The 24,811-nt window shown below is 53.3% G+C and carries 18 protein-coding genes; 11 read left to right on the top strand and 7 right to left on the bottom strand.

The annotated features are described in order from the left end of the window. Positions 1–357 precede the first annotated feature (357 nt). From V7665_RS04740 to V7665_RS04710, 7 genes are all read left to right on the top strand, one after another. Entirely contained in the window at positions 358–1,596 is a 1,239-nt protein-coding gene (locus V7665_RS04740; protein WP_335663392.1) for an MFS transporter, read from the top strand. 401 nt (positions 1,597–1,997) lie between these two features. Then, positions 1,998–4,625, top strand: a complete 2,628-nt coding sequence (locus V7665_RS04735) for a TonB-dependent receptor (protein ID WP_335663391.1) — start codon at positions 1,998–2,000, stop codon at positions 4,623–4,625. 77 nt (positions 4,626–4,702) lie between these two features. After that, a complete protein-coding gene (locus tag V7665_RS04730) occupies positions 4,703–6,700 on the top strand; it encodes a tetratricopeptide repeat-containing sulfotransferase family protein (RefSeq protein ID WP_335663390.1) in 1,998 nt (665 codons plus the stop codon). Then, positions 6,697–8,307 (top strand): BCCT family transporter, encoded by a 1,611-nt coding sequence (locus V7665_RS04725; RefSeq protein ID WP_335663389.1) that lies wholly within the window; start codon positions 6,697–6,699, stop codon positions 8,305–8,307. The genes V7665_RS04730 and V7665_RS04725 overlap by 4 nt, the downstream gene beginning before the upstream one ends. Positions 8,308–8,697: 390 nt before the next feature. Then, positions 8,698–10,155 (top strand): hypothetical protein, encoded by a 1,458-nt coding sequence (locus V7665_RS04720; RefSeq protein ID WP_335663388.1) that lies wholly within the window; start codon positions 8,698–8,700, stop codon positions 10,153–10,155. Between the two features lie 275 nt (positions 10,156–10,430). Further along, complete coding sequence (locus tag V7665_RS04715; RefSeq protein ID WP_335663387.1) at positions 10,431–11,057, top strand: hypothetical protein; 627 nt, start codon at positions 10,431–10,433, stop codon at positions 11,055–11,057. Between the two features lie 42 nt (positions 11,058–11,099). Further along, positions 11,100–11,972, top strand: a complete 873-nt coding sequence (locus V7665_RS04710) for a hypothetical protein (RefSeq protein WP_335663386.1) — start codon at positions 11,100–11,102, stop codon at positions 11,970–11,972. 395 nt (positions 11,973–12,367) lie between these two features. On the opposite strand, the gene V7665_RS04705 is transcribed toward V7665_RS04710, so the two are convergent. Together V7665_RS04705 and V7665_RS04700 are read right to left on the bottom strand one after the other, a co-directional pair. Continuing rightward, on the bottom strand, positions 12,368–12,820 hold the full coding sequence (locus V7665_RS04705) for a hypothetical protein (protein WP_335663385.1): 453 nt from the start codon (positions 12,818–12,820) through the stop codon (positions 12,368–12,370). Positions 12,821–13,615: 795 nt separating this feature from the next. Next, positions 13,616–14,359, bottom strand: coding sequence for an IclR family transcriptional regulator (locus V7665_RS04700; RefSeq protein ID WP_335663384.1), 744 nt, complete (start codon positions 14,357–14,359; stop codon positions 13,616–13,618). A 169-nt stretch (positions 14,360–14,528) separates the two neighbouring features. Here V7665_RS04700 and V7665_RS04695 point away from each other — a divergent pair, with 169 nt between their 5' ends. The 3 genes from V7665_RS04695 (at position 14,529) to V7665_RS04685 (ending at position 17,824) form a co-directional block, all read left to right on the top strand. Continuing rightward, positions 14,529–15,473: a TauD/TfdA dioxygenase family protein gene (locus tag V7665_RS04695; RefSeq protein WP_335663383.1), complete on the top strand. Its 945-nt coding sequence runs from the start codon at positions 14,529–14,531 to the stop codon at positions 15,471–15,473. Further along, a complete protein-coding gene (mdlC, locus tag V7665_RS04690) occupies positions 15,470–17,026 on the top strand; it encodes a benzoylformate decarboxylase (RefSeq protein ID WP_335663382.1) in 1,557 nt (518 codons plus the stop codon). The genes V7665_RS04695 and mdlC overlap by 4 nt, the downstream gene beginning before the upstream one ends. Before the next feature lie 120 nt (positions 17,027–17,146). Then, positions 17,147–17,824: an alpha/beta fold hydrolase gene (locus tag V7665_RS04685; protein ID WP_335663381.1), complete on the top strand. Its 678-nt coding sequence runs from the start codon at positions 17,147–17,149 to the stop codon at positions 17,822–17,824. A 45-nt stretch (positions 17,825–17,869) separates the two neighbouring features. On the opposite strand, the gene V7665_RS04680 is transcribed toward V7665_RS04685, so the two are convergent. Both V7665_RS04680 and V7665_RS04675 read right to left on the bottom strand, forming a co-directional pair. After that, positions 17,870–19,198 carry an MFS transporter gene (locus tag V7665_RS04680; RefSeq protein WP_335663380.1) on the bottom strand — a complete coding sequence of 443 codons (1,329 nt, stop codon included), beginning with the start codon at positions 19,196–19,198 and terminating at the stop codon, positions 17,870–17,872. A 141-nt stretch (positions 19,199–19,339) separates the two neighbouring features. Further along, on the bottom strand, positions 19,340–20,908 hold the full coding sequence (locus V7665_RS04675; RefSeq protein WP_335663379.1) for an AMP-binding protein: 1,569 nt from the start codon (positions 20,906–20,908) through the stop codon (positions 19,340–19,342). Positions 20,909–21,063: 155 nt separating this feature from the next. Here V7665_RS04675 and V7665_RS04670 point away from each other — a divergent pair, with 155 nt between their 5' ends. Next, positions 21,064–21,909, top strand: a complete 846-nt coding sequence (locus tag V7665_RS04670; RefSeq protein ID WP_335663378.1) for a class I SAM-dependent methyltransferase — start codon at positions 21,064–21,066, stop codon at positions 21,907–21,909. Between the two features lie 36 nt (positions 21,910–21,945). Here V7665_RS04670 and V7665_RS04665 read toward each other — a convergent pair whose 3' ends face one another. From V7665_RS04665 to V7665_RS04655, 3 genes are all read right to left on the bottom strand, one after another. Continuing rightward, entirely contained in the window at positions 21,946–23,064 is a 1,119-nt protein-coding gene (locus V7665_RS04665; protein WP_335663377.1) for an aromatic ring-hydroxylating dioxygenase subunit alpha, read from the bottom strand. Positions 23,065–23,079: 15 nt separating this feature from the next. Then, the gene (locus V7665_RS04660) at positions 23,080–23,619 is read right to left on the bottom strand and encodes a 2,4'-dihydroxyacetophenone dioxygenase family protein (RefSeq protein WP_335663376.1); all 540 of its coding nucleotides are present in this window, start codon (positions 23,617–23,619) and stop codon (positions 23,080–23,082) included. A 123-nt stretch (positions 23,620–23,742) separates the two neighbouring features. Then, on the bottom strand, positions 23,743–24,811 hold a 1,069-nt coding region (locus tag V7665_RS04655), incomplete at its 5' end, for a TonB-dependent receptor (RefSeq protein WP_335663375.1).

Raw genomic sequence — 24,811 nt, 5'->3', positions numbered from 1 at the left:
AAGTCCAAAATGCCGACGCGTTGCCGGGCGGATGTCTTTTACTAACCGTTCCGCACTTGCTTTGGGTTTTGAGGATTTGGCTCTCATCTTCGTTTCTTCGTCACTACGACGAGCCCCAAATACTCCTTAAATCACAACCCCAAATCTGTGCCATAGTTGCTGACGGGGAACAATAGTGCGTATTAAATTGGGAAGCGCTTGCTTGTGAATATTAGCGAGCGCCGACAAGTCTTCTATACAGCCGATCATTATGGACTATTTGTGATTCCCATGTCGCCTTTGCGCGAGCATGGAGTGCATCGGCATTTGATGCATTGCTAGACAGGATGAATGATTGCGAGCAGTGGTCAGGCGATCATGACATCCAGACTCATTCCCCTCAGCGCACTTTTGCTCGGCTCCTTGTTTCTGCTGATCGCCGGCGGAATAAATGGCCTGATTCTGCCGTTACGCGGATCGAATGAAGGTTTTAGCGCCTTTTCACTGGGCTTGCTTGGGACCGGTTGGGCGGGAGGTTATGTGCTTGGCTGCCTGTATACGCCATTACTGGTATCCCGGGTCGGTCATATCCGCGTGTTTGGCACACTCGCCGCCACTGCGGCAATTGCGATCTTATTGTCGGCAATGTTCCCAAATCCATGGGCCTGGATTCCGTTGAGAGCGGTATCGGGTTTCTGTTTTGCCGGAGCGGCGATGATTGTCGAAAGCTGGCTGAATGAAGAAGTTGATTCTTCCATTCGTGGCCGGGTTTTCGGAACCTATACGATGATCAATCTGGTGGGAACAACCGGCGGACAATTGGTCCTGATTGGCGCGGATGTTTCTACGGCCTGGTTCTTCATGCTGGCGGCGATCTTCTATTGCCTGGCGCTGATTCCGACCACGATCAGCTCGAACCGAGCGCCGTCGCCGCTATTCGAAGTCAAACTTAACATTCCGCAGCTTTGGCGCAATTCTCCCGTCGCCGTATTTGCGGTGCTGATGATCGGTATTTCCAACGGTAGTTTTGGCGCATTGGCACCAGTCTATGCGAATAAAATCGGCCTGGATCTGACGACCATAGTGCTGTTTTGCAGCATACCCATTCTGGTTGGTGCAGTTTCCCAATATCCGGTCGGTAGAGCCTCTGATCAGTTTGACCGCAGAAAAGTACTGATTTTTCTGGCGCTGGTCGCGATGGCCGCAGACGGTGCTTTTATTTTCATGCGTCCGGAATCGGGTGCCGCCAATATCCTGATAGGCTCGTTACTGGGAGCGGCGATCTTTGCGATGTATCCGATCGTTGTCGCTCATGCCAATGACCATGCTGATCCAGGTCAATTCATCCAAACAAGCGGCGGGCTGCTGATGATTTTTGGTATCGGTTCGATTGTAGGCCCCTTCATAGCCGGCATCGCTTTGACATTATTCGGTCCAATGGCCCTGTTCTGGACTATTCTCGGGGCGCATGTTCTGATCGTGCTTTTTTCCATCTTGCGGCTGGGTCGGCGAGAACAGGTGGACTCCGAGGATAAGGCAAGTTTTCAAAATATTCCGCTTGCCCGAAACTCGACGCCAGAAACCGAAGTGCTGGCAGACAGGCAGAATCAGACGTGATTGGTCATCGGCTGGTGCCCTGATTGGGCTCATGATCGGTTCGCGCATTTTTTTTTAGCCACGATCTTCATGCCATATCCGCTGTTTTCCTTTGCCAAACCAACGGTAGTTTTGTTGCAGAATCTGTCCTGAAAATAGCCGTTGAATCATGATCTAAGTGATTGAAGCAAAGCAATAACAAATATTGTTCAACATATTTTCAGTTTGGCATTGAGAAATATTGACATTCACATAATGTTCACAACGGTTCACAAAACTGAAACACCTGCTATAGAAACGCGATATTTGAAAGCCGATGTCGCTAGGGACATTTTATTTTTCGGCTTTGCAGTGGGTTCGATAGTTTTTCCAGTCGGACGTGTTTTTCCCTAAAATTTTAATGAAAAACACCAGAGGTTTATTTGATATATTTAAAAACGAGCGCATCGCTCGCGGTCATCGCGGCGCTGGGCTGTGCATCAGCACAAGCTCAGGAAACAGAAAATAAAAATCAGCGGAAGGGCGTTACCGAAATTGTTGTCACCGCGACAAAACGTAGCGCGAATTTGCAAGATGTTCCTATCGCTGTTCAGGCCTTGGGTGAAGAAACACTTGATCAATTAGGCGTCACCGTTTTTGACGACTATCTTCAGCAATTGCCTGGCGTTACGGCTGGCGGCGGCGGGCCTGGTCAAAGTACGATATATATTCGGGGCCTTGCATCGACGACGCCAAATCTGACAACTGCCGGGGTTGCTGGACTTGCACCCAATGTCGCACTTTATCTTGACGAGCAGCCGGTATCACAGCCAGGCCGCAACCTTGATGTTTACGCAGCTGATCTTGAGCGCGTGGAAGTATTATCAGGGCCGCAAGGCACATTGTTCGGTGCAAGCTCGCAAGCGGGCACGGTGCGTTTGATCACCAACAAGCCTGTTCTCGGGCAGTTCCAGGCAAAAGTGAAGTCTGGCCTCGCTTTCACGAAAAGCGGCGATCCGAGCTACAATATCGAAGCCATGCTGAATATTCCGGTTAGCGATCGTTTCGCTATCCGTGCGGTTGGCTATTATGACAACAAGGGCGGCTATATTGACAATGTTGCCGGAACACGCAGCGCCATTGACAGTGCTCGTTTCCGTCCGGCTGGCACGGTGCGCGACAACGGCGTGCCTGTGAGTGGAGCCCGTGACGGCTTGCAAGCGGGTGCTGATCTGAGCGGCGTGAATTTCATTCAGGCGGACAATTCTGCCCTCGCCGAGAAGAATTTCAACGATACCCAATATCTCGGTTTCCGGATCGGTGGTAAATATGAATTTTCAAACGACTGGAGCCTGACCGTTGCCCATGCCCGCCAGGGGCTGGATTCCGACGGCGTTTTCTTTGAAGATCCCACGCTTGGCGATTTGCAAATCGAACGTTTCGAACAGGATGAGATCAAGGATGATTTCAGCAACACTAGCTGGACATTGGAAGGCCGGATTGGCGCACTGGAACTGGTCTATACCGGGGCTTATACCAAGCGCGAAACATCACAGCGGGTCGATTATTCCGACTATCTGTTTGTTGGCCAATATCTGCCTTATTATATCTGCGACGGCTCGGTTTCTTATCCGGGTGCTGCTCCAGCAGGCACATGTCAGGCACCAAATCTGCTCGTAAATTCGCGCACAGAGACCGAAGTGATGACCCATGAGCTGCGTTTCAATACACCGGAAGATTATCCGTTGCGATTGACTGCGGGCGGTTTCTACAGCGATCTGCAATTGTCAGAACGCAATGATTTTACCTATCGTGGCAGCACCGAGATCGATCTGTTCGGGGGTTCTTTCCCACCCAATTTCTCTCAGCCAAATGTCTTCAACACAGATACGGGCGCTTATCCTGCAGGGGTCATATTCCGCAACGATGTGCGTCGTACCGACAAGCAATTGGGCCTATTTGGTGAGGCAACATATGATATTTCGGATCAATTCGCGATCACCCTGGGTGCGCGCTATTATGACGTGGAAGTTGATCTGGAAGGCAGCGCGAATTCGTCTTTCTGCAATTCGAGCGGTGTTGACGAAAATGCCTTTGGCACGAATATCAGCGATCTTTATGATGGCGACGGCAGCTTTACTTTCATTGGCAGTTGCAATGATGGCCTTCGCCAGACGTTTACACAGGGTCAGTCGGTAGCTGATATCCAAGCTGCGGGGTTGAGCCCGGCGCAAGCACAGCAGGTGTTTAACTCGCTTAGTGCTCCGGACAAGGCGGCAACGGATGGCTTTATCTTCAAGGCCAATCTGACATGGACGCCAACCGATGATTTGTTGTTCTATGCAACCTATTCGGAAGGCTTCCGGCCAGGTCTGCTGAACCGTCCTGGCGGCGCGCAAAGTCCAGGCGGCTTTACTGTACCGTTCGCGCTCGAAACCGATGATGTGACAAATTACGAGATCGGCTGGAAAACGTCTCTCTTCGACAATCAATTGCGTTTCAACGGCAGCGCCTTCTTTGTTGATGTGCAGAATTTGCAGACCACTATCTTTGATACCAGCATCACCAATTTGTTCTTTTCGGACAATGCAGCGAATGCAGAGATACGGGGTGTCGAAGCGGATATTACGATCGCACCTTATTCTCTCGACGGTTTGACGGTTAGTGCGGCTTTCTCTATTCTGGATACGGAGATTACCGACGTTCTAACGCCAACCAATGACGTAGTTGCAGGACGCAGTCTCGCCTATGCGCCGAGTTTCCAAGGCAATCTGCGGGCACGCTATGAATGGGAAGCTTTTGGTGATTGGACAGCTCATGTTCAGCCACAGGTTACATATTCGGCATCTTCGGCAACCGACATTATCGAGATCAACCGGATAACGTTGGACAGTTGGACAACATTCGGGCTGTCGGCGGGTGTGACGGACAACACCTGGTCGTTTGAGGTTTTCGGTGAAAACCTGACTGACGAACGCGCTGAGACCAGCGGTAGTTTTGTTTATGACCGTGCACGGATCACTGTAAATCGCCCGCTGACCGTGGGGGCACGCATTTCCTTCGCTTATTGAGCGAAATGAAATGAAAGGGGGAGGCTTGCCGATTGGCCAGCTTCCCCTGCTATTGAAGGATTGCAAGCCGAAACTAGATGTCTGAAACTGGCCTTGATATCGACGAACAGCTAAAACTGGCACGTGCCCAAATGTATGAGGGGCGGTTTGATGCGGCGCTGGCTTCAGCGGAGACCGTCTTGCAAGACGATGCCGAGCATATCGACGCGCTCTATATCAAGTCGGTTTGTGAGCGCTATTTGGGGCGCAATGACAGAGCTCTTGCAAGCGTCGATCAGCTGAAAAGCGTGTCCCCTGATTTTGGCCGCGCTCATCAGGAAGAGGGCCATATTTTCAAGGCAATGGGCGATTTCGAGGGCGCAATGGCTGCCTATCGCAGGGCCTGCCAATGCAATCCCGTATTGCAAGCCAGCTGGAAGGCGCAAGCCGAGATTCTGGAGGGCTGGGGCCGCCGCGATGCTGCCCTGGAGATGCGCGGGCAAGAACAGCGCATCGCCGGTATGCCCAAGCCATTGGTCGCAATATCGCATCTCCTATATGAGGGAAAACTGGTCAAGGCGGAAACAGCCTGTCGGCATTTCCTGCAAAAAAATCCCCACCATGTCGAGGCAATGCGACTGTTGGCTGATATTGGCTCGCGTCTGGGCATATTGGAAGATGCAGATTTTTTGCTGGAAAGCGCGCTTGAATTTGAACCGGACAATATTCAGGTGCGGATTGATTATATTCAAACCCTTCGCAAACGTCAGAAATTTGCCGAGGCTTTGAAACAAAGCGAATTGCTATATCGGCGGGATGTTGAAAATCCGATTTTCCAGTCAATTTACGCAATTGAGTCGATGCAGACCGGCGAATATGAGCAAGCTTTGGAGTTGTTTGAAAAGGTTCTGCAACGGATTCCCGAAGATCCGGTAACGCTGACCTCTCAGGGCCATGCACTGAAAACTTTTGGCCGTCATGAAGAAGCGGTTCTGTCCTATCAAAAAGCTATTGCGACGGATCCCTGCCATGGTGATGCCTATTACGGCTTGGCGAACCTCAAAACCTATCGCTTCAGCGATGATGAACTGCGCCTCATGGAGTCGCAGGAGCAGGCCAATCGGTTGAGCTATCAAAACCGCATTCATATCTGCTTTGCACTGGGCAAGGCCTATGAAGACCGCAAGGATTATGACACATCCTTTGGCCATTACGAGCGCGGCAATGAACTGAAACGCATGCAGTCACGCTATGATGCCGATCAGATGACCATCGAGCTGAATAGCCAGATAACAGCCTGCACCCCCGACCTGTTTGTAAAGCAATCCGGCAAGGGATGCGATGCGCCCGACCCCATTTTCATATTGGGATTGCCGCGCGCCGGCTCGACTTTGCTGGAACAGATATTGGCCTCGCACAGCCAGATTGATGGCACGCTGGAACTGCCGAATATATTATCGCTCGCGCACCGTTTACGGCGTCAGAAACAGGCGAGCAATGACTCGCTATATCCAGATGTTCTGCACGATCTCGATGCCGATCAACTGCGGACCATGGGGCAGGAATTCATCGATGGCACCCGGATTCATCGTCAGGGCGCACCATATTTCATTGATAAAATGCCCAATAATTTCCGGCACATCGGCTTGATCAAGCTCATTCTCCCCAATGCGAAAATTATCGATGCCCGGCGGGAACCGATGGCTTGCTGTTTCTCCGGTTTCAAGCAGCTGTTCGCAGAAGGGCAGGAGTTCACATATGGTTTGCAGGAAATTGGCCAATATTATCGGGACTATGTCCGCTTGATGGAACATTGGGACGCCATGTTGCCTGGCGCGGTCTTGCGCGTGCAGCATGAAGATGTGCTCGATGACCTTGACGGGCAAGTGCGCCGAATGCTCGACTATCTGGGCCTGCCCTTTGAACAAGCCTGCATCGATTTTCACCAAACAGAGAGGGCTGTTCGCACGGCCAGTTCCGAGCAAGTGCGCCAGCCGATCACCAAAGCGAGCGTCGATCTATGGCGCCATTATCAATCACATTTGCAGCCGCTCAACGAGGCGCTGGGAAGCAAAATATTGGAGCCTCAACAGTGAGCGGAACCGAAACTGTCGCAGACGATGTGACCAATATTGACTATGAAACCGATTATGAAGCGGGCCAGGACAATGTGAATACTTTTGGCCTGGAGATGCACAATCCGGTCTTTTTTGTCAGTGCCATTTTGATCATCGCATTCGTGCTCTTGTCATTGATGTTCCCGCATATCTCGAAAACCGGGCTCGAGGCGACCAAGGCCTGGACGCTGCAATATTTTGACTGGTTCTTTGTCATTGCGACAAACTTCGTACTGTTTTTCTGTCTTGCCATCGCAATCTCGCCCTTGGGCAAAATTCGTTTGGGAGGGGCAGACGCCAAGACGGAATTTGGAATGGCCTCCTGGATTGCCATGCTGTTTTCTGCCGGCGTCGGTATTGGCATGCTATTCTATGGTGCAGCCGAACCTATGGCTTATTATACCGATTGGGGCGGAACGCCGCTCAATGTCGAGGCACTAACGCCTGCGGCCGAACGTCTGGCGCTTGGCGCGACCGTGTTTCATTGGGGACTCACGCCCTGGGCGGTCTATGCCGTTATCGGTCTGGCGCTGGCCTTTTTTTCCTTCAACAAAGGGCTGCCGCTAACCATCCGCTCAGCTTTCTACCCGATATTGGGTGATCGGATATGGGGCTGGCCCGGGCATCTGATCGACATTCTTGCGGTGATTGCGACCCTGTTCGGCTTGGCAACATCCTTGGGTTTTGGCGCGCAGCAAGCTGCGACCGGCATTTCTTTTCTGTTCGGCGTTGAAGCCAGTTTGACGTCCCAGCTTTTGCTGATCGTTTTCATCTCAGGATTGGCCATCATTTCGGTGCTCCGCGGCATGGATGGCGGCATAAAGCTGTTGAGCAATATAAATATGGTTCTGGCTGCGTTGCTGCTCGCATTTGTTTTTGTGGCCGGGCCAACGATGCAGATATTCAAGGGCTTTGGTTCGGCCGTCGCAAGCTATGTTGAATATGCCATTCCCCTGAGTGACTGGAACGGTCGCGAAGATAAGATTTGGTTTCATGGCTGGACGATATTTTACTGGGCGTGGTGGATAAGCTGGTCGCCATTTGTCGGCATGTTCATTGCCCGTATTTCCAAGGGACGCACCATCCGTCAATTTCTGGCCGTGGTGCTCATTGTGCCGGTGATCGTCGCGATTATCTGGTTCACAACATTCGGCGTGACGGCGATAGAGCAAGTCAAGGAAGGCGTCGGTCAATTGCCGTCAGGGATCAACGAAGTCCCGTTGGTGCTGTTCCAGATGCTTGAGAATATGCCATTCCCCTATATTGCTTCTTCCCTGGCGATTGTGCTGTTGATCGTATTTTTTGTGACCTCGTCCGATTCCGGTTCCCTGGTGATTGATGCGATAACAGCAGGCGGCAGAACAGATGCACCCGTTGCACAGCGCATTTTCTGGGCGGTGTTACAAGGTTTGGTCGCAGCGGCATTATTGGTCGGCGGCGGTGCTGCCGCACTGGGCACGCTGCAGGCCGGTACGATTGCCAGCGGCTTGCCTTTCACACTCGTGTTGCTGGTCTGCTGCTACAGCCTGTTCAAAGGCTTGATGTCAGAATATCGCCTGTTGAAGGCCGAAAATGCAATTGATTGATGAGAAACGATTGCAACTGGAATCACAATCCCATGGGTCAGGGGGCAGGTCGCTCGTCCACTATCAAAACATCGGTTTGATGTGACAAACGAGGCGTCGAAGGATAACCATTCTTGATGGAAACGAAGGGCAATAATATCGCCATGGGGTTGCTTGCCTGCTGCACTATGATGAAACCAAAGCAATTCTTAATTCACAATCCGGTTCTGCTGGCCTAGGTATCGACGGGGGACATCATGTGGCAAGACGTGATTGATCAATTTTGATGGCTTATTGTCAAAAGCATATGGTGCGGGGCAATAGCTGAGATGAGGTCAAGAACAGTCGAAGTCGTTTAGTTTCGGATGGTCTTATCGGCTAGAGCAGGGGGGCTCTCGGTTCGTCAGGGGCATGAAACAGGAGGAAAATTTGAGCAAGGTTCAAACAGCGCTTGCTGTGACTGCCGTAGGAACGATGGGTGCATTCGCGATCAGTGCGCTGATAATATCCTCCAGTCCAGTTGAAGCCAATGTCGCGATTTCAACGAACACCGGCATTGCTTGCTCCGACTGCCATTCAGACCCTTCGAATCCCAAGATGAGCGCATTGACCAGCATGGGTATCGCCTATAGCGAGTGCCTGTATAGCTCTTTGCCAGGCCAACCCAATTGCAACATCCAGATACAAAGCTGGCAGCGACCGGGAGCCGCGTCGACACCGCAGTCGGTCCCGCTTCCATCTTCGGTATATGGGAACCCTCAGCCGAATGATAATATTTCGCGATTTCAATCGGACTCGAACAGCACTTTCGGAAATGGATTGGGTGGATCGCCCATTGCGGGTCCGTCGCAAACCCCGCCCCAACCGCCGCAAGAACCCGCCGGGGTTGGCAATCCGGAAACTCCGGCTGTTCAGGCAGTAGAAGACATGGCCTATGTGCCGCCCACGCAAACGGAACCACCTTTGCCTCAGTTACCCCCAACCCCGATGCTCTTGCAGCAAGATTATCCGGATTGCCGAGAAGATCACCTGCATCTTCCCGACCCCCACGACAAAGCGAAAAACATCAATGCGTGTACGACGCTGCTGGACAATTATTATAGCGGCGTATTGACCGAATATCGAAAGCGCATGAATCAATATCAGGATGAGATTTCCCGAATTTATACGGATAAAGTGGCCGGAAGGATGGATTATTCTGCCGCCAGTAGAGACCGATTCTACAAGGAGATGCGGCAGGAGCATGCGAATTCAGATCCCGACGGAAAAAATATGGCAGTCTATCGGGCCGCAGAACAACTCTATCATCTGGATCGGAATTATCTGAGCGATCGCTATTGCTACAATACCGGGTGCGGTGGATATCCCGTCCCGGAAAATTACGGTTTCCTGAATATGGAAGGAGGCAGTGGCAAGCCGGGCAAGCTGAATAAAAGTGGCGGGAAAGCGGGCGGCGATAAATCCTGCAAGAAATCCAGGGGGCGCGGTCAATTGCTGGGCGGCATTTTTGGTGGAGTGGTCGGTGCAGTGGTTGGTCTTGACGATGTCGGCGTATTAATTGCCAGCGCTGTAGGTGCGGTTCTTGTCGGCGAGATTGCGTGCAAACTGAGTCAGGATGAACAGGAAAAAGCTGCCGAGGCCACTTTTGCTGTTGTCGAGCAGGAAAGAGTGGGAGCGGTCGCGAATTGGCAAAGTCCGACCCGCGGTGGTGTTTCCGGGTCCTCAACCGTGACGGCACTCAATGCCGAGCCCAATGGCCGCAAATGCCTTACTATCACCGATGTTGCGATTATCGACGGTGAAGAGACGCGTGTATCCAAACAAATGTGCCGTGGCGCCGGTCAATCCAAATATGCGATCATGGCATAGAAGATTTGTACATTTTCCAATTCCTATCCGCTTTAATATATCCAGCGGGGAGAATCAGCGGGGCCATCGATCGAATGGCGAGAAACCTCTCCATCCAACTGTGATAAGTATATTGACTTTTGCCCTCGTGCTTATAGGCTGAAGTCATTGTTAAGTCATGGATATCGATTCATCCGGAGGGGGCTCTCGATGGAATCGATTTGGTTGGCGGTACAAATGCCCCGAATCATAAGACCTTTATTCAAAGGTCGCTAATCGGCTCGGGAGAAACCGAAATGGAATCCGGACATAAATTGGTTACGTCGGTCGTGACGGCTTTTTTCGCAACCGCAGTCGCAATCGCCTATTTCCAACCAGCATCAGTCAACGCCACACCGGCCTATGCGACCGCCACCAATTCCGGATGCGGAACCTGTCATGTGAGCGGAGCCTCGGCAAGCCGGTCAACCGTGAATGCATTCGGACAAAAATATGCCCAATGCGGCTATCAATTGAATTGCGCGCAGGGTCAGCAACCGCCGCAAGTTGTCCAACCGCAGAATCCCTATAGCCCGGCGCCAGGCAATTATGTGCCGCCAAGCACTTCCGGCAATTTTCAACCCGGCAAGATCTGGCTGGTACAATTGCGCGAAGGCAAAGGTAAGTCTGCGGACGTGATCTGGAAGTTTCGCCCCAATACAAATGTTGTTGACGCTACCATGTATATCGACGGACAGCATCTAGAAGATATCTTGACCTATGAAGGCTATCGCAACGGGGCGGTGAGTTTTTTCAGCAGCAAATTGCAGATGCGATATACCGGCATGCCGTCAGCCGACAACACTCACATATTCAACGGAACCGTTGCTGGCGCCAATTTTGGACAAGGCGATAGTTGGACCGCATCGATCTGGGACAGGTAAGCGATGGATCGGAAAATCAACATACAAGAACGGGGTACGGGCATGGAAAAATCAACTGGACCAATGGCAATTGCAATAGCAGGATCATTTCTGGTTCTTGCCGTTGGCGCGAGTTTTCTGGCCCCGGCTCCTGTTGAAGCGAATATCGGGTTCGCTCGGGATTCCGGCCTTTCCTGTTCGGACTGCCACTCTACTCCATCCAATCCCACAAAGCAGGCATTGACGCGCGCGGGTGGGCTCTTCAGAAGCTGCATATATACTCCAAATCCCGGCGTTACGGCGGAGCAATGCAAAAATCAGGCTATTTCTGATTCGCGCAATGCCACATCCACCGGCAATACCGCCGTATACACGCAGCCTGGGATTTCTCCTTATCCTGCGAACCCCGGTTACAGCCAACCCGTCAACCCGGGCTATGTTCAAACACCGCAAGGGGGATATACCGGGGGCGCGCTGCCGGTCACTCCGGCACCAGGGCCTCAAAAGAAAAGCAATGGCGTTCGTGATTTTCTGTTGGGGCTGCTCGGTGCGCCGGCAACCACTAGCCAAAATCCGTCAACAAATTATGCGCCGCCAGCAACAAATTACAATCCGCCAGTGGGAGGCTATGATCCGGGGCAAAGATGGATCATCGTCGAACGACTGGGCAATGGACGGGTATTGGACTCCAATTGGACCAGACGTCCGGGGACCAATTATTTTGATGCGATATTCCTGGACAGCCTGAATGGATCCCGGAGCAACGATGTTGTCATTTTTGAACAGTTTCGCAATGGCCAGATCAATTTTCGGCGCCAGAACACCGGAACGGTTTACCAGGGTAAGCTGACGCCGGATGGCAGGATGGTGCTTGGCGGAACCACCAATAAAAATCCGGCCTATCTGACCTGGACCGGCACGCAATTCGATCGGTGATATTTCTGGTTCGTGAATTGCATCCCGTCTGCGATCCGATCAGACTGGCCTGATGTGCATGACCTTATAGGGCCGCAAAATATGGATGTGGTGAACGAGGCGGCTTGCCGGCATGAAATTCTGGCGGAGTTTGAACTGTATCTGGTTTCGATCACGACAGCGCGTTGACTGGCGCTGACAACGACTGCAGAAAATCGGAAAATCCGGGTGCGGCATATCCCGTGTTGCTGCCATCTGGCGGGCTTTGTCGGTGAATTCTGGCGTGCAGCGTTCTGCCCAAAGAGTCAGGCCCTGACGCCAAATATTGTCGGACTATTCGGAATTTATCAAAAAATTGGGCCGAATCCCATTTTCGGGCCGATCAGCTTTTCAGGATCAAATGGGAATGTCGCAGATCAGTAGCCGAGCGCCTCGATGATCTGATCTCTCTCGCCATCTGTCACCATATTTGCAATTTTGCTTTTGGCTCGCCCGACGTCGCCCAAATTCCACAAATCGGAAATTCTTTCGGCATCATCATAACCATAGCCCGAATCAGCAAATGAACAAGTATTCCCCAATTGTCGGGACTCCGCGAGCAAGGAGGGAATCTGTTCACCATCATCGTAGAGTATCGATGCACCGATGAAGGTTTTGCCATCCCCAGCATCCCAACCATAAACAGCTCCGACAAGTTTCGCATCACAATAGCTATATCCTGACCCCGCAAAGCTAAAGCTCGTCTGATCTTGAGAATAACCATCTTGAGCCAAGGCTGGAGAACTTGCGGCCAATGTAACGATTGAAGTGGATAGAAAGAGGCTTGCGGCAAAACTTTTCTGCCGTATTTTTTTCATATTTTCAAACATCTTATCTCTCCAAAATTAATCTCTGCCGGGCTATCCGGGGGAAGAAGTTCTGTCAAATCTTTGTCGAGTCAGGATGGCCTCGAAATGAATAGTTGTTGTCCTCGCCACGGCAGGCCTGTCGCTGGATCATCGAGATGAATATCGATCTGCGGGTCTTTGGACATTGCAGCATCCAAAAGGCCTGATGCATTGGTCAGACATGCACATGGTCTCTAGCGGCATTGGTTGTGCTGTGCTCTTGCTGCCCAAAGGTGGCGATCGGACAGGCTTGTAAGAAAGTGCGGGGAGCTTCCAGCATGAGTCTGGACATAGTCAAATCCTGCACCGACAGATTGCCCGATGATGTCACCGTTGATTTTACCGGTTTCTGCGAACCGTTTCTCAACCCGTAGTGGGAGAGGTGATCGTCATCATCCCAGCGGAAATTGCGCCCAGCTTCGATATTGCTTATCTTTTTCGACACTTGGCTGAAAAACCCTTCAGCCTAAATGAAGCGGTGCAGTCTTACGGATAGAATAAGGCATCGTGAAACCGCGATGCTGAGCACTGAAACTGATGCCCTGTTGGGTTTATATATGGTCGGCCCCGGAGTTTGGGAAGCCATCGAAAAGCCGGCCAGATTCGCGCCAATTTGCACAAGAACAGAAGGCAAAACTGATGTGGGGCGAGGGGGTCGAGACGCCGATATACTAGCCTCCTTTTACCGAATATTTTTCTGTCTTGCTGGATATTGACCCGCGAACCATATCCACAAGGTCGTCTTTCGAACCGAGAGATTTCTCCCTCATTCCAATGTCAGGCTAGTAGTTTCTGGGCTTGTTCGAGTTCGTATTTTATCTGGCTCTCTTTTCCCTCGGTAAACCGGGCGAGGGGAACCGCGATGCTGAGCGCGCCGACCGTTTTGCCACCCGAAGTGATGGCCCGGGCAATAGCGGTGATACCAATGGTCCACTCTTCCGCAGTTCTGGCAAAACCTTCTTCCTTTATGTGAGAAATCTCTCGCTTCAGTTCAGCGGCATCGACAATTGTCTTCTCGGTAAATTTCTCGAGCGTTGTGTTCGCCAGCCATTTGTCGAGCTTTGCATCGCTCATCTGTGCCAGCAATGCTTTTCCTGCGGCAAAGGCGTGCATCGGCGCGATACGGCCTTCCTCCACGCTATATTGCAGTGCCTGGCTGCTCATCGCACTCACCAGCGCGGCAATCTGGCCGTTTCGTTCGACGAAGAAAGAGCATGTTTCATTGAGTCGGTCGCGGATCGAACGGATGATCGGTGCAATTCTCTCCGGCAGGGCATTCGGCGCATCGCGCAGCTGGAGTCTCGCCAATGCCGGACCCAATATATAGTTGCGACCTTCGCGCCGCAAATAATCGAGATTGACCAGAGTTGATAACAAATAGGACAGGCTGCTGGGCGGTATCGGCTTCAATCGTCCGATATCTTTGGCGTTCATCGGGCGATTGAGCGTGACCAGCAGTTCCAGAATTTCCAGCGCACGCGTTGCCGATTTTACTGCATCACCGGGAGTTTTGTTGCTCATGATCCGCCGGTAATTCATATATATGAAAAAATCAATATATTGTTCAGGACGTTGGTTGATGCTATCCAAAGTCCATTAGGGAGAAGAGTATCGCCGATCTGAAAACATTTCCGAAAAATGTAGACAGGCAGTGCCAGATATTCCCAGTCCAGCCGGAGGATTATGCCATATGACCTGGAATCGCAACACGTCGGTGAAGCCCGCTGGCGGACAGTTTGACAATCATGCCAGGGCGTATGACAATATTACATCCACTCCTCTCGCTGCCGCGATGGGGGCAGAAATTGGCGGGGTTGACTGCACCCAGGCGAGTGACGCGCAAATCGTCGAAATCCAGCAGGCCCTGTTTCATCACAAGATGATCTTCTTCCGTGATCACGGACATATGACCCATGCGGACCATAGCGCCTTCAGCAAACGGTTCGGTGTCTTCGCCGAGGATGCATATTCCGAAGGCGTGCCCGGCTTTCCGGAAGTGCAGCCGGTGATCAAGGAGGCTGATGCTCAGACTGGTTGGGTGTTTGGATCGGGGTGGCATACGGATTCACCCTTTCTACCCGAACCGCCAGCGATCAGCACGCTGCGTTCGGTTGAAATACCGCCATTTGGCGGTGACACCATCTGGGCCAATTGCGCCCTGGCTTATTCGACGTTGAGCGAAACCATGCAGAAGATGCTGGCCGATTTGCGGGTCCATATGTCGATCCGCGATGTACTGGCGGGCGCGCAGGAACATGGTAGCGTCAAGGATGGGGTGCTCGGCCCTCTGGTCGCTCAGAAGAACAAGCCTGTCTCGGAGGACATGCTGAAAAAAATCAACGGCGCAATGCACCCGCTGGTACGTTCGCACGATGTCACCGGAGAAAAATCGCTCTACTGCGACGGCAGCTACGCCGTGGGCATAGAGGGTATGAAGCCGGAAGAATCCGCGCCGTTGCTGCAATTCTTGACAGGCCATATCACCCAGCCGGCTTTCACGTGCCGCTTGCGCTGGGAAGCCGGCATGCTGGTGATGTGGGACAACCGGCTTTCTGTCCATCAGGCGTTCAACGATTATGATGGCTATCGCCGCGAAATGTACAGAACCACCATCGCGGGAGAGAAGCCACAATGACGCTGGTACGGGAAGCCACGATATCCTTGCTGCGGCAGTTGGGCATGACGACAATTTTCGGCAATCCGGGATCGACCGAACTGCCGATGTTTCGCGATTTCCCGGATGATTTTCGTTATGTCCTTGGTCTACAGGAATCTGTGGTTCTCGGGATGGCGGACGGATTTGCGCAGGGGACGCGTAATGCTGCCTTCATCAATTTGCATTCTGCGGCAGGCGTGGGTCATGCTCTCGGCAATTTGTTCACCGCCTGGAAAAACCAGACGCCGCTGGTGGTGACTGCGGGGCAACAGGCCCGTTCGATCCTGCCTTATGATCCATTTCTATTTGCCGGTCGCGCGACGGAATTTCCGCAGCCCTATGTCAAATGGGCGATCGAACCAGCCCGGGCCGAAGATGTGCCGCTGGCAATTTTGCGCGCTTATCATATCGCCATGACTCCGCCCATGGGGCCGGTGTTTATCTCGGTTCCCGTCGATGACTGGGATCGCGAATGTGAAATGCCGGAAGTAACGCAAGTCTCTACCGGCCTCAATGCCGAGCCGGAAATGTTGAGCATCTTGGGTAACAAGCTGGCAGCGTCCAAAAGGCCGGTCTTTGTCGTTGGTGCCGGCATTGGTCGTGATGATGCATGGGAAGAAATTATCCTGCTCGCTGAATTGCATCAGGCGCGTGTGTTTGTTGCTCCGATGGCCGCACGTTGCGGCTTTCCCGAAGACCACCCTCTGTTTGCCGGGTTTCTGGGCGCTTTCCGGGAGCAGATTGTTGCGGCGCTGGACGGCCATGATCTGATATTGGTACTCGGCGCACCGGGCTTTACCTATCATGCGGAAGGCAGCGGACCGCATGTGCCTGATGGCGCTGAGCTGATCCAGATTGGCGATGATCCGCAAGCCGCGAGCTGGCTTCCATCGGGCGTCGCGATGATCGCAAATCTGAAGTCCACCCTGGCGAACCTGATGGAATATGCGCCGGGAGGCTCGCGCGCGATTCCTGCACCGAAAAAGCCATCTGCCCCGCTGGATGGTAAAGGCTTCTCTGCACCCTTTGTGCTTCAGCAGGTCGCCAGGCAGCGGCCTGAAAACTCGATTCTGGTGGAGGAAGCGCCGAGCCACCGTGGCGCCATGCACGATCATTTGCCGATCATTCGCAAGGATGGATTCTATACGACAGCATCGGGCGGGCTCGGCCATGGTTTGCCCGCATCTATCGGCATGGCATTGGCGCGGCCGGACGAGCCGGTGATTGCGCTGCTGGGCGATGGTTCGGCGATGTATGCGATTCAGGGACTATGGTCGGCGGCAGCGCTTGATCTGAATGTCACCTTCATCATCATGAACAATCATCGCTATCAGGCGCTACACAGCTTTGGTGAGGTTTTCGGCATGCAGGAATTGCCGGGCACCGATCTAGGCGGACTGGACTTTGTCGGGCTTGCCGAAGCGCAGGGTGTCAAAGCGAGCCGAGTATCGGATGCGGCGGCGCTGGAGGTTGCACTGGACAAGGCCTTTGAAACAAACGGACCTTCCTTGATTGAGGTGATTGTAGATTGATGAAACAACTGGGCGTCGGGCAGCAGGTCGGACAGGTCATGCAACTGGCTTGTGCAGAGGTCATGGCAGATGCCGGTGCTGCGGAACCGCGCATGCTGATCGCGCTATAGGAGATTCGACATGGCCGTCTATCTGTTCGTTCATGGTGCCTGGGGCGGCGCCAACAACTGGTCGGGGATTATCAAGCGGCTGCGGCTGGCGGGACAGGAATGTCACTATGCATCGCTGACCGGGCTAGGGGAGAAGGCACATCAGGTGCATCCTGGCATTACCTTGTCCGATCACATATCCGACGTGATTGGCGTGATTGATCATTATGATCTCAAGGACATTATTTTGGTCGGGCACAGCTATGGCGGCGTGGTGATTAGCGGCGTCGCTGCCCTGCGGCATGATCATATCCGGACATTGATCTATGTCGATGCGTTCTTGCCGGAAGATGGCGAGGCCCTTTGGGATATCGCCGACGATCCGTCGCGCAAACATTATATCGATGCGCAGCGTGATGCACCGGGGCTGGTCGCACCATTCCCCGGATCACCGCCGCATTTGACGCGCCATCCGCTGCTCACGCTGACCGAACCGGTCCAGCTGAATGACGGGATGAAGAGCATCAAGAAACATACCTATATTTATGCAACGCAGGCGGCACCGACCGTATTCACCAAATTTTACGAACGCGTGAAAGACGACAGCAAATGGCGCACGCATTCGATCAACACCAGCCATGGTGTAATGCAGGATGATCCCGACGGGCTCGCGACCTTATTGCTTGCCGAAGCCAGCGAACAGGCTTGATTGCTTATCGTTCAATCACCCCAAGCTTCGCCCTGACCTAGGGCGTCAGGTCTTTTCATCCTCGGGATTGTTGAGCTTCAGCATCGAGAAGAGCAGCAGGGCAATGAGCGATCCCATAGCCATGATAAGGGACACTTTGAGCAGCCCAAGGCCGGCACCAAAGAGCACGCCCGCCAGATAAGGGGAAAGCGCCGCACCGCCGCGTCCGACACTGAGCGCAAATCCGGTGCCCGTGGCCCGAAGCTGGGTCGGATAGCTTGCGGCAAAAGCCGTATAGAATCCGACGATTGCTGCATTGGTGAACAGGCCCACTGCAATGACGCCGAGGGTCCAGCCGAGCAGCGAGCTGTGACCGAAACCAAATGCCGCGACGAAAACCGCAGAGAAGGCGAGCGCAACTTGCGTTGAACGCTTCACACCGAATTTGTGCATGAACCAGCCGAATGCTGCGCCACCCAATGCGCCGCCAAGATTGGCATAGGCCAATACGCTGGCGCCTTCAGAGCGGGTGAAGCTCTGGCCGGCAAATTGCGGATCGGAGATGATGCTCGGTGCCAGTTTCAGAATATAATAGAAGGTCAGTGCGTGGAAGGAATAGCCAACCGCGAGAATGAAGGTTGTCCGGATCATTGCCGGACTGAACAGATCCATGATTCTTGCCTTGACCGCACCGGGTGCTAGTGCGGGCAAAGCGTCAATGGTCTGATGTCCGTAGCGTGCGAGTATCTTGTTGATACGGCTTAGCGCATTTTCCGGTCTTTTCTGGTTCAGGAATGCCGGGGTTTCGGGGACGAACAAAAGAACCATCGGAATCATGATGGCGGTCATGATGCCGCCAAACATGAAAACCGATCGCCAATCACGGGTTTGGAGCAAGTCGGATGCAACAAGTCCGCCGAAAAAAGCACCCAGAGGATAGCCGATCACCATCAGGGCCATGGCAACGCTGCGTGATTTCTTGCTGGAAAGCTCTGCCGTAACCGCATTGATCGACGCCAGCATCCCACCGATGCCAAGGCCGGTCAAAAATCGCCAGGCAGACAAGGCCTGCGGGCTGTCCGCTGTGGTCGCGAGAAACATCCCCGAAGCCATCAGCGTCAGGCAGAATAATATTGTCGGTCGCCTGCCATATTTGTCTGCGGCACCACCGAGCAAAAGCGAACCAAAGCCCATGCCAACCAGTTCCATCGACAGCACCGCGCCGAGGCCATCGGGACCAAGACCCCATTCGGCCTTGATACCAGGACCGGCGAAGGCGCTGGACAAAACGTCAAATCCATCGAGCGCATTCAACATGATCATCAGCGCTATGGCGACCCATTGCATGAAATGCATATTGCCATCGTCGATAATCTCGCGTGGATTTGCGGACATGCAGGATTCCCCTCAGCGGTTTATTATTATTTATAGTCAGGCTTGCGGCTCAACAATATTGGTTGTGCCACCTTGGACGGCCACCAGCAAGCACCGTTGTTCAGTGCGTTCGGTGAGGCATATTCAATTCACCATTTTGGTTCAATTCACCATTCTGGCATTCTCGCCCCAATAGGGGATACGCAGCGCTTTCTTGTCCATCTTGCCAGCGGCCGTGCGCGGTATTGAATCGACAAACTCGACCGATTTCGGTGCTTTCACGCCGCCCAGGCGGGCTTTGGTGTGGGCGATAATCTCTGCCTCGGTCACGCCATTTGCGACGACGGTTGCATGGACCTGTTCACCCCATTTTTCATGCGGGATTCCGAACACGGCACATTCGCGAACCTGCGGCAATTCGGTGATCACGGCTTCAACTTCGGTGGTGAAGACGTTGAACCCTCCCGACACCACCATGTCCTTCTTGCGGTCAACGATATAGAGAAAACCATCCTCATCAAATCGTCCGACGTCGCCGGTATGATGCCATCCGAACTGCCGTACTTCTGCGGTCTCTTCGGGCTTTTCAAAATAGCTGTCCGAAACCAGCACGCCGCGGACAACGATTTCTCCCGATTCGCCGATCGGCATGAAATTGCCATCATCATCCATCAGCCGAACCTTGATGGAACGTGTGATCTGGCCGCAGCTCGCGAGCCGCTCGGGATGGTCTCCGGCTGCTGCTGCGGCAACCACTTCGGGCGGCAGCCAGGCGACGATCATCGGGCATTCGACCTGGCCATAAGACTGGCACATGCATGGGCCGAAAATTTCAACCGCGCGCTTGAGTTTTTCTGGAGAACAAGGGGAGCCAACCAGAATGAAGATTCTCAGCGAACTATAATCATGCTGCTCTATTTCGGGTGAAGCCAGCAATTGATAAAGCGCGGTTGGTGGCAGGTACATGTGCGAGATGTTGTGGCTCTCGATGGTCTGCAAAACCCGTTCCGCGTCGAAGCCAGGCAAGATCACCTGGGTTGCGCCAAAGGAGAGAGTCGACAAGGCTATCGGGCCTGCGGCATGGGTGATTGGTGCCGAAACAAGCGCAACGGGATCGTCGGTTCGCCCGCCCATGGCATCGGCTGCGGTTTCGATCATCGTGCCCCAGCCCAGATTGGTGACATTGGCACCCTTTGAGGGGCCGGTTGTGCCGCCGGTCGGGAAGATTCCAACCAGATCGAACATATTGCCGAAAGCGTCGGTTTCCGGTTCGCTGAAATCCGCTTCGGTCGTATCTCCGATAAAATCGATCAACGATGGATCGCCGCCGCACGGCTTGTCGATGCACACGAAATTCTGCAGACCGGGGCAGAGGGCTTTCAGCTCTTCCACTTCATGGGCGAGGCTGGAATGGTAGAACATCCAGTCACAGCGGACATAGTTGAGATAGCCGGCATTGGCATCAATGGCGTTGCGCGTATTGACTGGAATCCATTTGCCATTGGCACGCCAGATTGCCAGCAGGACGATCAGGATCATCCCGCTATTGGGGCCATAGAGCGCGCCAAGGCCCTGATTTTGAAATCCATGCGCCTGCATTGCAGCGGCAATGCGTTCGGACTCGGATTTGACTTCGGCAAAACTCCAGTTCTGCCCGGTCTCTGTATCGACGATGCAGGTCCTTTGCGGATCGCGGTCATGTCCCCGGTCGAAATAGTCAATTGCGAGCATAGCAGCCAAACCCCATCTGTAATGTCCCGTCTAGAACGGTGAGAGAGTATCATTGACAATGCGGTAAATTGCCCATCTGACTCCTCTCCTTTATAGTATGCAATGCATACGATTAGAGCTATGAAAAGGTCAAGCAAAAGGATGGGGGGATCAAAATGACCGAACAACATTATGAGGATTGGACCGGCGAGGTTGGCGACCGGTGGCTGGCTCATGCGGAAATCTTTGAATCGATGATAAGTCCTGCGGGACAGGCCCTTATGGACTCTGCGGCCTTTGGTAGTGGAGAAACGGTTGTCGATATCGGCTGCGGTTGCGGTGCGACCAGTTTTGAAATTGCGCAGGCGGTTGGAGCGGACGGTAAAGTCCTGGGCTTTGACATTGCCCCACAGTTGGTCCGTGAGGCCGAAAAACGGGCCGAGCGGAACCATATCGGAAACGTCAGCTTTGCTGTCGGGAACGCTGAGACGGATAGCGTCGCGGGACTTCCCTATGATCGCCTGTTTTCAAGATTTGGGATCATGTTCTTTGACGACAGTGTAGCCGCTTTTGCAAATATGCGCAGCTGGCTCTCGCCGGGCGGAAAGCTGAATTTTGCCTGCTGGGCAGGGCCAGAAGAAAATCCCTGGATGGGAATCATCGGACAGATTGTCGGTCAGCATATCGATATGCCGGAAGGGAATCCTGACGATCCCGATCCATTTCGCTTTGCTGACCAGGAACTGGTTCGCGGCATTCTCGACAAAGCCGGTTACGCAAATATCAAGTGCACCAGCTGGCAGGGTGAATCATTATTGGGCGGATATGGCGCAACCCCAGAGAGTGCCGTTGATTTTGTCATGGACGGACTGGACATGAAAAAAGCCATCATGGCGCAGAACCCGGGTGCCCTGGAAGATGTACGATCCGAGCTGCTCAAAGCGGTTCGACCCTATCATCAGGATAATGCCATTCGCATGGGCGCGGGCGTCTGGCTGGTCAGTGCCGTAAACCCGGATTGACGATCAGGCGGCAGAACCGAACCGCCAATCCATTTGTTACACAACCGGGATAACGGGCTGTGCGCTGCCTTTGCTCTTGACCAACAATTCTGCCAGCGGCGAGGCTCCCAGTTCTGGACGGGTGCCGCTTTCCTCGTCGCGGATAAGGCGACTCAACGATCTGCGGGCACGGGCTCCGGCAACATCGGCCGGGATCGCAACAGGCTTCAGATCATTGATGTGCCGGTCGCCAAGGACGGCTTGCTGCGCCTCGATCATTGGTTTGTCCTGTCCGCTGAAGGCATAGTCGATCGAAGCCTGCCAGAATTTCTCGACCTCGGGATCACCAACGCCGTGATTGCGGACAACGGTCCAGTAATAGAGCGTGCGGGTCGGGCTGACCGGTGTGAGATGATGGCCGGTATAGACCCAAACGCCCTCTTCGCGCGGTTTGCCGACCGGGGTGATCCCGACGTCCAGCAGCAGATGTGCGGGCGCGTCCCAGCGCATGTACAGCCAATGATCAACGTGAGCTGTCAGGTCGAGACCCAATTGGCTCTGCATCAACTGTCCCCAGACGGGGGATGCCACGCCATCCGGACACCAGCGGTTTGCCCAAACGGTAGAGCCGGACTCGATCGTTTCCAATTTGCTGATCGTGATCGCTTCGCTCGACAAAGTGCCCTCGTGCAGGAAATCGGCATGGGTCAGATCGAGCAGATTGTCGGTGATCAATTCATAATTGGCCTGCAGATCCATCACGCCGCCAATGGTTTCGAAACCGGGCGCAGTGTAACAGCTGAAATCTGGTATCAACGCCGGATCAGCGGCGTCCTTGTCGCCGGTCCATAGCCAGATCATTTGATTCTGTTCAATGACCGGATAGCTGTGCACTTTCATGGCAGGCGAAATCACGCCGCCATGGTGCGGGTTCAAAACGCATTTTCCGCTCTCGCCATATACCATGCCGTGATAGCCGCATTGGACGGTATCACCGATGCGCTTGCCCATATGCAGCGGCGCAAACCGGTGCGGGCATAAATTGCCCATCGCCACCGGATCGCCATTTTCCTTGCGGTATAGCAGGACAGGTAGCTCGCAAATGGTGCGGGTGATCAGATCCTGTCCAAGCTCATTTGACCAAGCCGCGACATACCAGGCGTTTTTGAGATACATTATTGTTTCCCCAACTCAGATATAGAGTTTCTCGTTGATCGGAATGCCCTGTTCCTTGCAGTAGTTTTCATAATGTTCGATGAACCACCAGACGTCTGAGGTTTGAACGAAATTGGCATTCTCGTCGTAAAATTCGATCGGTCCCTGCATCCAGCCGAACAGCTTCACGCCATCTGGGTTATCGGTGACCAGCGTATGGCTTTCGCCCGGTACTTCCAGGATCAGTCCGCCGGGGCTCGCGACCCAGTCATATTCGAGATAGCGCACGCTGCCTTCGAGACAGACCATCATGATGGTGCCGCGATGCAGATGGGTGCCGACAACTCCTGGTCCCTTGATCCATAATATATTCGAGAAAATACCCTGCCGGACGTCAAAGGCGAGATGCTTGATCGCCGCATTGTCGCCAAACGGCACCCACGGGCTGTCGACGTCGCTTTCTGCGTCAATGTAGCGTCCGCCAGGACTCAGTCGTTCGACCAGCGCTCTATGGGCAAAGGGGACATCGACAATCTCACGTTTTGTCGAAGGTGGCGCTTTCATCGTTGTTGTCATTTGCTCGCTCCTCAAGTTTTATTGTTCGTCCGTCATGCCTGCCATTCTATCTGCAGCGTGAAAAAAAGGAGCGAAAACATGATGTCCCCGCTCCCTCATTTTCGACCACGATTCGGCAGTCGCCTAGAATTTGCGCTTTACAGTCAAAGCCCATGTGCGGGGCATGCCAGGTGCGCCGGAGATGGAACCGGGGCTGGCGAACTGCTCGTAAAGCGATGTGAAATAATATTTGTTGAAAATATTCTTCACTTCAGCCGAGATCGACCAATCATCATCAGGTGATTTCCAGGTCAGACGGCCATTGCCAAGGAAATATGCGTCGATTTTGTTGGTCGCATACACGGTTGAGAGTGGTCCGCCGCCGCCCAGTGCCGCGACACCGGGGACAGCCGGGTTGGTGGTCACGGGTGTCGGAGGTGTGAAGGCGGTGGATACGGCGATGCTGTCATAGTTGACCGCTTCGGTAAAGACTGACGACTGGTAAGAACCATCGAAGCGAGCAGAGAGGACTCCGTCGAACACATCCTGAATGTCATATTGGAGACCGAAGCTCCATTTCCATTTCGGTGTGTAGGGCGTGACCATGTCCAGAGTCACTGCTGTCGGACCGGTGATTGTCTTATATTGGAAATCGAGATAGCTCAAAGCACCGTCAATGGTGAAATTATCCAATGGCTTGATCAATGTTTCCACTTCAAAGCCCTTGACCTTCGCAGCGCCGACATTGTTGGGCTGGAGACAAGGCGCGGTCGGGCAGGCCGACAATGTCAGGATGATATCCTTGTAGTCATTGTAGAAGGCCGAAACATTTAACCGGAACCGGTTGTCAAGCAAGTCGGCTTTGAAACCGGCTTCGTAGGAAATGAGCGTTTCGGGTTTGAAGGCGTTGATCTGGCCAATATTGAACGGCCGTGGATTGATGCCGCCAGAACGATAGCCCGTTGCCACCTGAGCATAGAACATGAACTCTGGTGAAAAGCGATAATCCGCTGCGATGCGCCAGTCAAAACGGTTACCCTTGGCAGAGGCGGGAACATTGTTCAGACTGAACAACAGGCAGTTTGGTGAATTGCCGACGGCCGTCGGTCCAGGAGTACCCGGAGGGGTTTGGCCAAGGAAAAATTCGCAAGGAGTCGATGGCACGGTTCCATCGGGGTTGCGACGGAAGAAAACATAGCTTTTCTTGTCCCAG

The organism is Parasphingorhabdus sp. (genome assembly GCF_036964675.1).
Taxonomy (GTDB): domain Bacteria; phylum Pseudomonadota; class Alphaproteobacteria; order Sphingomonadales; family Sphingomonadaceae; genus Parasphingorhabdus.
Note: the sequence above shows the minus strand (reverse complement) of the source record. Positions and strands in the feature narration are given on the sequence as shown.

Bases quoted from the DNA above. Each gene is read 5' to 3' on its own strand.
- V7665_RS04680 (WP_335663380.1), bottom strand. From the start codon at position 19,198: ATGTCCGCAAATCCACGCGAGATTATCGACGATGGCAATATGCATTTC.
- V7665_RS04715 (WP_335663387.1), top strand. From the start codon at position 10,431: ATGGAATCCGGACATAAATTGGTTACGTCGGTCGTGACGGCTTTTTTC.
- mdlC (WP_335663382.1), top strand. From the start codon at position 15,470: ATGACGCTGGTACGGGAAGCCACGATATCCTTGCTGCGGCAGTTGGGC.
- V7665_RS04695 (WP_335663383.1), top strand. From the start codon at position 14,529: ATGACCTGGAATCGCAACACGTCGGTGAAGCCCGCTGGCGGACAGTTT.
- V7665_RS04740 (WP_335663392.1), top strand. From the start codon at position 358: ATGACATCCAGACTCATTCCCCTCAGCGCACTTTTGCTCGGCTCCTTG.
- V7665_RS04660 (WP_335663376.1), bottom strand. From the start codon at position 23,619: ATGACAACAACGATGAAAGCGCCACCTTCGACAAAACGTGAGATTGTC.
- V7665_RS04700 (WP_335663384.1), bottom strand. From the start codon at position 14,359: ATGAGCAACAAAACTCCCGGTGATGCAGTAAAATCGGCAACGCGTGCG.
- V7665_RS04675 (WP_335663379.1), bottom strand. From the start codon at position 20,908: ATGCTCGCAATTGACTATTTCGACCGGGGACATGACCGCGATCCGCAA.
- V7665_RS04730 (WP_335663390.1), top strand. From the start codon at position 4,703: ATGTCTGAAACTGGCCTTGATATCGACGAACAGCTAAAACTGGCACGT.
- V7665_RS04720 (WP_335663388.1), top strand. From the start codon at position 8,698: ATGAAACAGGAGGAAAATTTGAGCAAGGTTCAAACAGCGCTTGCTGTG.
- V7665_RS04710 (WP_335663386.1), top strand. From the start codon at position 11,100: ATGGAAAAATCAACTGGACCAATGGCAATTGCAATAGCAGGATCATTT.
- V7665_RS04665 (WP_335663377.1), bottom strand. From the start codon at position 23,064: ATGTATCTCAAAAACGCCTGGTATGTCGCGGCTTGGTCAAATGAGCTT.
- V7665_RS04670 (WP_335663378.1), top strand. From the start codon at position 21,064: ATGACCGAACAACATTATGAGGATTGGACCGGCGAGGTTGGCGACCGG.
- V7665_RS04705 (WP_335663385.1), bottom strand. From the start codon at position 12,820: ATGTTTGAAAATATGAAAAAAATACGGCAGAAAAGTTTTGCCGCAAGC.
- V7665_RS04685 (WP_335663381.1), top strand. From the start codon at position 17,147: ATGGCCGTCTATCTGTTCGTTCATGGTGCCTGGGGCGGCGCCAACAAC.